We start from the raw sequence: 11,588 nt of genomic DNA, 5'->3' as shown, positions 1-11,588 counted from the left end.
GTCCCTGCCCACAGGCACCCTCCAGGTGCTGAAAAAAGGAACGCCGGACTGCAGCATGCGGTCCGGCGTTCCCTGCTGTGTTGCCGGGGTCAGTCGGCGCCCTGGGCAAGTCCGGCGAGGCGGCGGTATGTGGCGAGGGCCTGAGCGACCACCTGGTCCATGTTGTAGTACCGGTACGTCGCGAGGCGGCCCACGAAGGTGACGTCCGGGCGCGTCTTCGCGAGGGCCTCGTACCTGCGGTACAGCTCGGCGTTCTCGGGGCGCGGCACGGGGTAGTACGGGTCGCCGTGCGCCTGCGGGTACTCGTACACCACGCTCGTCTGCGGGTGCTGCTGGCCGGTGATGTACTTGAATTCGCTGACGCGAGTGTATCCGTGGTCGTTCGGGTAGTTCACGGTGCCGGTCGGCTGGAAGACCTCGGTGGCGTGCGTCTCGTGCTTGAAGGTCAGGCTGCGGTACGGCAGGGCGCCGTAGCACTGGTCGAAGAACACGTCGATCGGTCCGGTGAAGATCAGGTGCCGGTGCGGGATGAGGCCGATCACGTCGCGGTAGTCGGTGCTCAGCATGACGGGTACGTCGCGCAGCAGGTTCTGGAAGAGGCGCGTGTACCCGTGGCGCGGCATCGCCTGGAAGGTGTCGGTGAAGTACCGGTCGTCGCGGGTGGTGCGGGTGGGGACGCGCGCGGTGACGCTGGCGTCCAGTTCGCTCGGGTCGAGGCCCCACTGTTTGCGGGTGTAGCCCTGGAAGAACTTGCGGTACAGGTCGCGTCCGACCTTGGAGACGACCACGTCCTCACTCGTGCGGATCTGCTCGACTTCCTCGGCGCGGGAGGCGAAGAAGTCCTCGACCTCGAAGGACGTGAGGTTCAGGCCGTACAGGGCGTTGACGGTGTCGAGGTTGATGGGCATCGGGACGAGCTGGCCGTCGACGCTGGCGAGCACGCGGTGCTCGTAGGGCCGCCATTCGGTGAAGCGCGAGAGGTACTCGAAGATGTCGGCCGAGTTGGTGTGGAAGATGTGCGGGCCGTACGGGTGGATCAGGACGCCCGCGTCGTCGTAGGTGTCGTAGGCGTTCCCGCCGATGTGGGCGCGTTTCTCGACCACCAGGACGCGTTTGCCGTCGGCGGTGAGGCGTTCGGCGAGAACGCTGCCCGCGAAGCCCGCACCGACGATCAGGTAGTCGAAGGGTTCGGTGTCGGCGGGGTGGCGTGCGGGGGAGTCGTGCTCAGACATGGGGGACCTCCGGGGTGGACTGCTCGCCCGGCCCGGCCTGTGTGGACCGGGCGGCGTCGAGTTCGTGCTGCATGGCGGCCCAGGTACGGTCCCAGGACAGCGTGCTGAGGAAGGCGTCGGCGCGCGCCTGCCGGTCTGCCGCTTCCGGCGTGCCGGTCTCGGCGAGGGTGGCCGCGCAGGCCGCTTCGAAGGCGTCGATGCCGTCGGCGATACGGACGAGGTCCTGTTCGCCGTACGGGGCGATCACGTCACGGATGCCGGTGGAGACGACCGGGACGCCGGCCGCGAGGTATTCGGGCGTCTTGGTGGGGCTGATGAACTCGGTCGCGGCGTTGAGTGCGAACGGCATCAGTGCCACGTCCCAGTGCGACAGGAAGGCGGGGAGGTCCGCGTACGCCTGCTGTCCGAGGAAGTGCAGGTTCGGGGCCTGCGGCAGGCGGGAGGGGTCGATCTTCACGACCGGGCCGACGATCACGAGCTGCCATTCGGGGCGCCGGCGCGCGAGTTCGCCGAGCAGCGCCGTGTCGAGGCGCTCGTCGATGACGCCGTAGAAGCCGAGGCGGGGGCGGGGCAGGTGCGCCTGCGCGGGCGCGTCGGTGCGGGTGGTGCGGGCGGCCGCGAAGTGCGCGGTGTCGACGCTGGACGGCATGGCGTGCACGTTGCTGTGGCGTTCGCGTTTCGCTTCGTACAGGCGTTGCCCGCCCGTGAAGACCACGTCGGCCCGGTCGAAGAGCACGTCCTCCCGCAGGCGCAGTTCGGGCGGCGCGCCGCGGAAGTTCGCGAGTTCGTCCATGCAGTCGTACACCGTCAGGCGGGGCCGCAGCAGGGCCGCCACCGGGTACTCCATCGGGGTGTACACCCACAGGTCGTACTCACGGACGTGGGCGGCGTCCAGCGCGTCACGCAGCACGCGGGCCGTGCGGGCCTGGGACTCGGTGGGGGAGTGCCCGACCTCGATGTGCGGGGTGCAGACGAGGACGCCGTCCGTTCCCGCTTCGATCTGCAGGCGGTCGGGTCCGGGCCCGAAGACGGGCTCCTCGACGTAGTACACGGCCCGGTCGCGGGCCGCCCGGATCATGAGGTGCTGGGGGCGCTGGAACACGAAGTTCCAGCGCAGGTGCGCGAGCACCACGAGGGCAGGCTGGCGATGGGGGCTGGGCAGGGTCACGGGGTCTCCTGAAGTGAACGTGGGTCGGTGATGGGCGTGCGGGGGAACGTGCTGTGCTGTTCCCGGAACGGAGTTCGCTGGATTCCGGACGGGTCGCGGAATCCGTGAGCGCGTGGAGTGCAGGGTGTCTCCCGGCGGGGAGGGACGTGTGTGCTGCTGCCGGGGAGGTCGGGGACGGACGGAATCCGTATGCGTCAGTAATGCACGGACTTCGGCGCAGCCGTAATCTGTGCCGTTTTTCGTTGCTTCATGTCCGGCGCGTGCCCTGCCGGAGCTGTAGTCTGGGACACCGTGACCCGTCCTCCTGCTGCCCCCTGCGAACCCGTGCCGGTCGTCGTGGCGATCCCGGCGCGTGACGAGGCCGCGTGGCTGCCCGGCACCCTTGCCGCGCTGGCCGCTCAGGTGGGCGCCCCGGCGTTCGGGGTGCTCGTCCTCGCGAACAACTGCACCGACGGCACGGCGGACGTGGCCCGCGCGTTCCGGGACCGCCTGAAGGTGCGTGTCGTGGACTGCGCGCTGACCGGCGCGGAGGCGGGCGTGGTCGGCGCGCGGCGCCGGGCGCTGGATCTCGCGGCCGGGTGGGCCGGGCCGGACGGCGTGATCGTCAGCACCGACGCGGACACCTGCGCCGCGCCGGACTGGCTCGCGCAGATGCTCGTCCCGCTGCGGGACGGCGCGGACGCCGCCGCAGGGCGCATCCTGCTGCGCGCGCACGAGCGGGCCGCGCTGACAGAGGCCGCGCGCCGCACGCACCTGTACGACCTGGCGTACCGGCTGGCGGCCAGCCGGGTCGAGGCGCACTTCGACCCGGTCGCGCACGATCCCTGGCCGCGTCACGCGCAGCATTTCGGGGCGAGCCTGGCGCTCACGGTCCGCGCGTACCGGCAGGTGGGGGGCGTGCCGGACGTGACGGCGCTGGAGGACGTGGCGCTGGTGCGGGCGCTGCAGCGGGCGGACCTGACGCTGCGGCACACGCCTCACGCGCGGGTGTACACGTCGGCTCGCCGCTGCGGGCGGGTGGGGGTGGGACTGTCCACGCAGCTCGGCGAGTGGGCGTCCGGGCGGGTGTGGACGGTGCCGGGCGGGCAGGAGGTCGCCGCGCTGGCCCGCGCGCAGGCGGCGCTGCGGCGCGCGTACGCCGCCGGTCCCGGCCACGCCGCGTGCGCCGCGCGCTCACTGGCGGCGCTGTGGCTGACGTCCATTCCTGCACTGAGGGCCGCGCTGCGTTCACCGACCCTGGGGGAGGCGCTGGAACGGGCGCACGCGGCGCGGCTCGCGGCCGGCTGGTGGGGCGTGACGTTCCGGCCCGTGCCGGTCGAGCGGGCGCTCGCGGAGCTACGCGGGGCGCTCGAACACGTCTAGCCGGTAGCCTTCGCGGTCGTCGCCGTGCCGCTCGCCGTGCAGGTGCGTCAGCTCGCCGCGGCCCGCGCGGGCGAGCGCGGCCTCGTGCACGGCGTCCCCGGTCTGCGGGTAGTCGTGCACGTGCGGCGTCCAGTGCACCAGCAGCACCGTCCCGCCCGGTGCTGTCCGGGCGACGATCACGTCCAGCGCGGCCTCCAGGTCGGTCGGCGAGAGGTAGTACAGGACTTCCGACAGCATCACGAGGTCGAAGGGGCCTGCGGGCACGTCCTGCGGCAGCCTGCGGCGCTCGAAGGTGACGTTCTGCGCGCCGTGGTTGCGTGCCCGGGCGCGCTGCAGGGCCGCCTCGCTCACGTCCACGGCGGTCAGGGCGTCCACGCGCCGGGCCAGCAGGCCGGTCAGGACGCCGATGGAACACCCGACCTCCAGCGCGCGTCCGTAGCGTTCCTGCGGCAGGGCGGCCAGGGTCCGGGCGTACTTCGCGGCCTCGTAGGGGCTGCCCTGGAAGTTCCAGGGGTCGTCGTTCGCGGCGTACACGTCGTCGAAGTAGCGGTCGGGCAGGGTCATGGGTTCACCTCGAAGTAGGTCTCGGGTTCCCGCACGGCGCGGGCGATCATGTCCGGGGCGAGGGTGAAGCCGCCGGGGTCGTCGGTGATGGTCCCGAGCTGCGTGGCGTGGGCGGCGATGGCGGCGGCCTTGCGGTCCGCCCAGCCTGACGGCGGGAACGTCAGGGTGCGCGCCTCGCCGGGCGCGGGCCAGTCGCCCTCCTGACCGCGCTCCTGCAGCCACACGGTGTACAGGAGGACGCGGCAGGGGCCGGGCAGCGCGGCGTGCAGGGTGGCCCACGCGGCCCGGTGGTCGGGGTGCGGGTCCCGGCCCCACGGCAGCAGGACCGTGGCGGGCGGCGCCGCCCTGAAGGCCGCGCGGGCGGCTTCCTGGATCTCCTGCGCGTGCCCGGCGAGGGCGCCGTCCGGGAAGCCGAGCGCGGCGGTGCGCTCGGCCGGGACGCCCAGCACGGCCAGGCCCGCGCGCCACTCGGCGAGGCGGGTGCGGACGAGCCGTTCGCGCGGGTACGCGGCGGAGGCCGGGTGCGAGAACCCACCGTCGCTGAGGAGCAGCGCCCACACCTCCTGCCCGGCGTCCGTGAGGGCCGCGATCAGGGCGCCGCAGCCGAGCGCCTCGTCGTCCGGGTGCGGCGCGACCACCCAGACCGGACCGGTCAGCGCCGCGGGGTCCAGCAGTCCGGCCTGCCGGGGGGGCGTGCCGTTCACGCGGGCCGCCACGGGCTGACGTCCTCCGGGCCGGGGCCGGGCGTCCCGAGCAGCCAGTGCCCGGCCGCGAGTCGCGCGGCGTCCGGGGCGGGCTGGCGCAGGTACATGCGCAGGTCGCGCAGCAGCCGCGCGGCCGGGTGCGGTTCGAGCAGGCCGCGCGCCCCGACGGCCCGTTCGGTGGCCTCCGCGACCTGCAGGCAGGCGTCCTCCGTCTGCGCCCTCGCCAGGGCGACGTACGCGAGGAACGCCTCGCCCGTCTCGCCGCGCTCCAGGCGGCGCGCACCTTCCAGCACGATCTGCCAGGCTCCCTCCGCGCGTCCGGCCGCGTCCGCGAACCTCAGGGCCTGTACCGGGTCGCCCGTCCGGCCCAGGTGCCGCAGCGCGTCCCGGCTCGCGTCCATCAGGGCGTCCGCGCCGCCCAGCTGCGCCCCCAGGAAACGCAGGGCGCCCCCGCCGAACTCCGGCTGGGCATAGTAATCGCCGGGCGAGCCGATCAGCGCCGCCCCGGACACCGGCAGGCCGTTCAGGTTCAGGCGGGCGCTGGCCGTGGCGCGCATCCCGAGCGGCTGCCAGAACGACGCGTCGAAACGCGCGTCGTCCAGGTGCTCCAGCAGCAGCATCTGTCGCCCCTCGCCGTCCGGGCGTTCGGCGGTGACGAGCGCGCGCGTGACGGCGGCCCCGCCGGACGTGAAGGTCTTCCCGCCGCGCAGCGTCCAGCTGTCCTCGCCGCCGTGCAGGTGCAGGGCGTCCTGGTCCTCGGTGTTCCACACGCCGAACAGGTGGCCCGCGAGGGCGTCCTGTGCTGCCTGCCGGGACTGTGCGGGCGTGCCGTACCGCCGGATGAGCAGCAGGGCGTTGACGTGCCCCTCGTACAGCCGCGCGACCGGCAGGCTGGCGCGGCCCACGCGGCGCAGCAGCTGCAGCAGGTCCACGCCCGCGACGCCCAGTCCCCCGTCCTCGGTGCTCAGCGTGGCGCTCAGGAGGCCCTCGGCGTGCAGGGCGGCCAGGGAGGCGGCAGGCACGCGGGCGTCCAGGTCGCGCACGGCCGCCTCGGCCTGGAGGGTGGGCTCGGCCCGCGCGAAGCGGCGGAGCGCTTCCGCGAGCCCCTGACCGGAGTGGGCAGGGGCTGGCACGCCCTCGCCGCGCTCCTCGGCCTGCGCGGCCCGCAGCGCTTCCAGCAGCGGCGGGTGGACGCTGCGGCCCCCCTGCGCGTCCGGGTAGTCCCACAGGCCGTTGTGGCAGTGGCGGTCGTCGTCCCAGCCGGGGTGATTCACGACCGGGTACAGGCACACGCCCTGCACCGGCACGCCCGCTGCCCGCGCGGCCAGCGCCTCGCGCGCCACCCGCGCGAACCATGGGGCGCGCGCGTCGTCCTCGGCGCCCGTCTCGGAGATCAGCAGCGGCCGTCCGTAGCGGGCGTGCACCTCGGCCAGCAGGGTCCGCAGCGGCCGGTACTCGGGATGGGTGGGCGGCAGCACGCTGCGCTGCCCGTGGTCGGGATGGTGCCGCCACTGGTTGTCCGGGTAGTAGTTCAGGCCGATCACGTCGAGGTACGCCGGACCGCCGCCCAGTTCGGGGTTCAGTCGGCCGCTCAGCAGGTCGAGCGTCTCAAACTGCGACTCCTGCACGCCCGCCGCGTGAAGGTCCTCCCACGGGCGGTCCGGGTGGGCGCTCACCCGGATGAGCGGCTCGGCGTGCAGGAACCGCGCGCCGGGGTGCGCGGCGCGTACCGCGTCCATCCCGGCGATCACGGCCCGGACCAGCGCCCGTTTCAGGCGCGGGCCCTGCCCGTGCACGAAGGGATTCAGGTACCCGACCTCGCCGCCACCCCACGCGAAGAACGACACCTCGTTGATGGGGCACAGCCACAGCTCGCCGTCCGTGCCGGCCGCCAGGTACGCGGCGGCCGCCGCCGCGAAGGCCGCGAACCGCGCCGGGAAGTCCGCCGCGAACACGTCCACGTGATCTGGCGTGCCGTAGTGCAGCAGGTCCCAGATGACCTGCACGCCCGCCTCGCGGCTGCCCGCGAGCTGCGCGGCCACCGACGTGAACTCGTACTCGCCCGGCACCCGTTCGATCAGCGGCCAGCGCAGCCCGTCGCGCGCGGTCCGCAGGCCGGTCGCGGCGAGGCGCGCGTAGTCCTCACGCGCGAAGTGGTCGTGACGGGTGGCGTCGATCACGTCCACCCGGCGGCCGGAGGGGCGCCGGTGGGCCGAGCATTCGAAGCCACCCTGGAAGAACGAACGGAACAGGGGAACGGGCATCACGCCGCAGCATGACACGCGCAGGGTGCCGGGAACGCAGCCTGAACGGGGCCTTTAGGCTTCGTTAGCGTCGCTCCGCTTCGTAAGATGTGTTGCGTCCCGCCGCGCCCGCCGAACCTACCGTGACCGTCATGGTGACCCTCCCCCTTTCCGGCTGCCCTGCCCGCCCGCGCGCGGTGAACCCGTGACCGCGCCCGTCCCCCGGAGGTCCTGAGCGTGGCTCCCCGGAGTTTCCTCGCGGCGATGGAGGCCGTGAACATCGGCGTGAACGGCAGCCGAACCTACGCGGGTGACGAGTTCGGCGGTGCGAGCGGCACGCGCGGCGACGGCCTGCCGACCGGCACGCCCGGCAACTTCATGTTCGCGACCGGCATCGAATGCTCGTACCCCATGACGCGCCACGGTCGCCGCGACCAGCTTCGCGAGTGCGGGCATTACAGCCACTGGGAGCAGGACTTCGACCTCGTGCAGGGCCTGGGCCTGAAGTACCTCCGGTACGGCCTGCCGTACCACGAGATCAGCACCGGTCCCGGCACGTACGACTGGGAGAAGGCCGACGAACTCATGGCGGGCCTGCGTCGGCGCGGCATCACCCCGATCCTCGACCTGCTGCACTTCGGGCTGCCCGACTGGCTGGGCGACTTCCAGAACCCGGAGCTGCCGGTGCACTTCGCGGCGTTCGCGGGGGAGGCCGCGCGGCGCTACGGGTGGGTGCGGCACTTCACGCCCGTCAACGAGATCTACGTCACGGCACGCAGTTCCGGCCGCGACGGCCTGTGGAACGAGCGGCTGAAGTCCGAACGCGGCTTCGTCACGGCCCTCAAGCACGCGGCGGCCGCCAGCATCCTCGCGTGCCATGCCATCGTCCGGGAACGCCCGGACGCGGTCATCATCCAGTCGGAGAGTGCCGAGTACCTGCACGACGCGTGCGCCGAACCGCGCGCCGACCTCGCGCTGCACAACAAGATGAGCTGCCTGTCGCTGGACCTGCTGTACGCGCACGTGCCGGACGTGGACACCTACCGGCACGCGCGCACGCACGGCCTGAGCGAAAACGAGTACCAGTGGTTCATGGCGGGCGAACCGCCCGGCCATCAGATCATCGGGAGCGACTACTACGGCCGCAACGAGCGCATCGTGCTCCCCGACCGCAGCGAACTGCAGGCCGAGGACGTCCTCGGCTGGCACACGCTGGCGAGCCGCCTGCACCGCCGCTACCGGCGGCCCGTGATGCACACCGAGACGAACACCTTCGACGCCGACCGCAACCCGGCGTGGCTGTGGAAGCAGTGGATGAACGTCCTGCAGCTGCGCCGGGAAGGCGTGCCCGTCGTGGGCTTCACGTGGTACTCGCTCACCGACCAGATCGACTGGGACACCGGCCTCGCGGAGCTCAACAGCCGCGTGAACCCGGTCGGCCTGTACGACCTGCAGCGTCAGCCGCGTCCCGTGGAGGCCGCGTACCGCGACCTGCTGCAGAACTACGGGCAGATCACGGTCGTGCCGCACGGCGAGATGTTCGAACTGACCGCTCAGCCGGCCACCCTGCGCGTGCAGGTGTGACGGCGCCCGCCCGATTCCCGCAGAGGAGACCCTGATGCCCACCCTGACCTTCCAGCTGAACGACGTGCCCGACGGCGGCATGCGAACATTCGACCTCGGTGACGCCCTGGTGCTCGTGACGCGCGACGGTGACGCCGTCCACGCCATGAACGGCCGCTGTCCGCACGCCGGAGCGAACCTCGGCGAGGGCGTCCGCTGCGGCGACCGCGTCGTGTGCCCCTGGCACCACGCGACCTTTCATGCCGCGAGCGGCGCGCTCACCGAACCGCCGGCCCTGCAGGGCCTCGCCGCGTACACGGTCACGCGGGACGGCGCGCAGTGCACGGTCGATCCGGCCGTTCCGCTGGAACGCCCCGCGCCCGCCCCGCAGGGCCGACCGGAGGAGCACACCGTCATCGTGGGCGGCGGCCCGGCCGGCTTCATGGCCGCGCAGACCCTGCGTCAGGAGGGCTACGCGGGCCGCGTCACCCTCCTGACCGCTGAGCCGCACGCCCCGTACGACCGTACGGCGCTCAGCAAGGGCTACCTGAGCGGCAAGGTGCAGGAGGCCGACCTCCCGCTGGGCGGCCCCGACTGGGCGCGCACGCACGGCGTCGACCTCCGGGCCGGCACGCGCGTCACGGCGATCGACCGGGCGTCCGGCCGCGTCACGGTGAGTGGCACCGGCACCTTCACGGCCGACCGGGTTCTCGTCTCGACCGGCAGCCAGCCGGTCCGGCCGGACCGGCCCGGGACCGCGCTGGACGGCGTGTTCACCCTGCGCACCCTGGAGGACGCCCGGGCCCTGCGGGACGCGGCGCGCGGCGCGGACCTCGTGATCGTCGGCGGCAGCTTCATCGGCCTGGAGGCCGCGTCGAGCCTCGTTCAGACGGCCGCGAGCGTCACCGTGGTCGCCCAGGAGGACGAGATCATGTCCCGCGCCGTGACGCCCGCCGTCGGCCGTGCCGTGCGCCGCCTGCACGAAGAGCACGGCGTCACCTTCCGGCTCGGTGCGGAACTGGACCGCCTGGACGGCGACGGTCAGGCGGTCACGGGCGTCACCCTGCGGTCCGGCGAGACGCTGCCCGCAGGCGTGGTGCTGCTCGGCACCGGCGTCCGTCCGGTGACAGACCTCCTGGGTGACGCCGCCGACGAGAAGGGCGCTGTCCACCCGGACGCCCTCCTGCGCCTGGATCCGGACACCCTGGCCGCCGGGGACATCGCGTCCGCGCCCACCGTGCTCGGTGAGATGCGCGTCGAGCACTGGCGTGTTGCCCTGCAGCACGGCATGGTCGCCGCGTACACCCTGCTGGGGCGCGCCGGAGGGGCGGACGGTGAGAGTATGGGCGGTGAAGGGACGGACGTGCGCGTGCCGTTCTTCTGGACGCAGCAGTACGGCAAGAGCCTGCGGTACGTGGGTCACGCCGAATCGCTGCACGACACCGCCTGCTGGGGTGACCCGGACGCGTACGACTTCATGGAGTTCACCTTCGACGGGGACCGGACCGTGGTGGCGAGCGCCATGGGCCGAGACCGTGCGCTCGCGGCCTTCGCGGAACTCCTGCGGATGGGCCGCGCGCCCACGCCCACCGAGATCCGTGCGGGCGAGTTCGATCTCGTGGAGCGGCTGACCGCCTGAACGCACCGGAGGGCATGCCCCGTCCTCGGCGGGCCGTTACCGCAGCGGGCGGGTGGATTCCCGTACGACGAGCGTGAGGTCGAAAGCGGGCAACTGCGAGGGGAGGTCCTGGACGACGTTCAGGAGGTGCGTGGCGAGCGCCAGCCCGATCCGGTAGGTCGGCTGGTGCACGGTGGTCAGGGGCGGGCTGGTGAAGGCGCTGGACGGAAGGTCGTCGAAGCCGACGAGCGACACGTCCTCCGGCACCCGCAGGCCCTTGCGGTGCAGCGCGAGGCGCGCCCCGGCCGCCATCTGGTCGTTCGCGGCGAACACGGCCGTGAACGGCACGCGCGCGTCCAGCAGGTGCGTCAGCGCCTGATACGCGGGCTGCTCCGTGAAGTCCCCGAGGATCTCCAGTTCCGGCCGGTGCGGCACGTCGTTCTCGGCGAGTGCCGTACGGTAGCCGTGCAGGCGGTCCTCGGCGTCCTGCTGGCCCTGCGGTCCGCGCACGTGAACGATGTTGCGGTGCCCGAGTTCGATCAGGTGCCGGGTGGCGAGGTACGCGCCGTGCACGTTGTCGAGCGCGAGGCAGTGCTCTTCCAGGCCCGGCACGGTCCTTCCGAACACCACGAGCGGCACGCGCGACGCGATCTCCTGCAGCGTCCCGTCCGGGAGGGTACTGCCGAGCAGCAGCATGGCGTCCACCTTGCGGTAGATCAGGGTCTCGACGGCGCGGGACTCGTACTTGCGCGACCAGTGGCCGCTGTTCACGATCGGCTGGTAGGGCGTGTCGAGCATCGCGTGCTCCACGCCGCGGATGACGTCGGCATAGTACGGGCTGACGATGTCCTCCGCGATGACGCCGATGCTCATGCTGCGGCCCGTCATCAGGGTCTTCGCGAGGTAATTCGGGCGGAAGCCCAGCTTCAGCATCGCGCGTTCCACAGCCTGGCGTTTGTCGTCGGCGACGTACGCCGTGCCGTTGATGATGCGCGACACGGTGCTGATGGAGACCCCCGCCTCGCGCGCCACCTCGTGGATGGTGACGGTTCCTCTGTTCACCTGCACCAGTGCTTCGCGCGGTCGTTCACGGGGGCATTGTATCGCCTGCCCTGCCGGGGTGCGCCGCGCTGC

General features: G+C 72.7%; 9 protein-coding genes. 3 read left to right on the top strand and 6 right to left on the bottom strand.

All coding sequences use genetic code 11. The annotated features are described in order from the left end of the window. Positions 1–89 precede the first annotated feature (89 nt). Together glf and IEY33_RS05415 are read right to left on the bottom strand one after the other, a co-directional pair. The gene (gene glf, locus IEY33_RS05420; RefSeq protein WP_188961235.1) at positions 90–1,232 is read right to left on the bottom strand and encodes a UDP-galactopyranose mutase; all 1,143 of its coding nucleotides are present in this window, start codon (positions 1,230–1,232) and stop codon (positions 90–92) included. Further along, a complete protein-coding gene (locus IEY33_RS05415) occupies positions 1,225–2,400 on the bottom strand; it encodes a glycosyltransferase family 1 protein (protein ID WP_229670798.1) in 1,176 nt (391 codons plus the stop codon). Before IEY33_RS05415 ends, glf begins: the two co-directional genes overlap by 8 nt. Before the next feature lie 291 nt (positions 2,401–2,691). Here IEY33_RS05415 and IEY33_RS05410 point away from each other — a divergent pair, with 291 nt between their 5' ends. Then, positions 2,692–3,762 (top strand): glycosyltransferase family 2 protein, encoded by a 1,071-nt coding sequence (locus IEY33_RS05410; RefSeq protein WP_229670797.1) that lies wholly within the window; start codon positions 2,692–2,694, stop codon positions 3,760–3,762. Here IEY33_RS05410 and IEY33_RS05405 read toward each other — a convergent pair. Genes IEY33_RS05405 through IEY33_RS05395 form a run of 3 tightly spaced genes read right to left on the bottom strand, consistent with a single transcriptional unit; the run spans position 3,736 to position 7,294 of the window. Continuing rightward, positions 3,736–4,326, bottom strand: coding sequence for a class I SAM-dependent DNA methyltransferase (locus IEY33_RS05405; RefSeq protein ID WP_188961233.1), 591 nt, complete (start codon positions 4,324–4,326; stop codon positions 3,736–3,738). The genes IEY33_RS05410 and IEY33_RS05405 overlap by 27 nt on opposite strands. Then, positions 4,323–5,042: a PIG-L deacetylase family protein gene (locus IEY33_RS05400; RefSeq protein ID WP_229670796.1), complete on the bottom strand. Its 720-nt coding sequence runs from the start codon at positions 5,040–5,042 to the stop codon at positions 4,323–4,325. Before IEY33_RS05400 ends, IEY33_RS05405 begins: the two co-directional genes overlap by 4 nt. Then, positions 5,027–7,294 (bottom strand): acyl-CoA dehydrogenase family protein, encoded by a 2,268-nt coding sequence (locus IEY33_RS05395; RefSeq protein WP_188961232.1) that lies wholly within the window; start codon positions 7,292–7,294, stop codon positions 5,027–5,029. Before IEY33_RS05395 ends, IEY33_RS05400 begins: the two co-directional genes overlap by 16 nt. A 216-nt stretch (positions 7,295–7,510) precedes the next feature. Between IEY33_RS05395 and IEY33_RS05390 the strand changes: the two genes are divergently transcribed. Together IEY33_RS05390 and IEY33_RS05385 are read left to right on the top strand one after the other, a co-directional pair. Next, complete coding sequence (locus tag IEY33_RS05390) at positions 7,511–8,857, top strand: family 1 glycosylhydrolase (RefSeq protein ID WP_229670795.1); 1,347 nt, start codon at positions 7,511–7,513, stop codon at positions 8,855–8,857. A gap of 34 nt (positions 8,858–8,891) precedes the next feature. Beyond that, complete coding sequence (locus tag IEY33_RS05385) at positions 8,892–10,475, top strand: FAD-dependent oxidoreductase (protein ID WP_188961231.1); 1,584 nt, start codon at positions 8,892–8,894, stop codon at positions 10,473–10,475. Positions 10,476–10,511: 36 nt separating this feature from the next. On the opposite strand, the gene IEY33_RS05380 is transcribed toward IEY33_RS05385, so the two are convergent. Further along, positions 10,512–11,516, bottom strand: a complete 1,005-nt coding sequence (locus IEY33_RS05380; RefSeq protein ID WP_229670794.1) for a LacI family DNA-binding transcriptional regulator — start codon at positions 11,514–11,516, stop codon at positions 10,512–10,514. Between the last annotated feature and the right edge of the window lie 72 nt (positions 11,517–11,588).

Origin of the sequence: Deinococcus aquiradiocola, assembly GCF_014646915.1 — a bacterium.
In the GTDB taxonomy this organism is placed as follows: Bacteria; Deinococcota; Deinococci; order Deinococcales; family Deinococcaceae; genus Deinococcus; species Deinococcus aquiradiocola.
The sequence above is the reverse complement of the archived record's forward strand: the minus strand, read 5'-3'. Positions and strand labels throughout refer to the sequence as shown.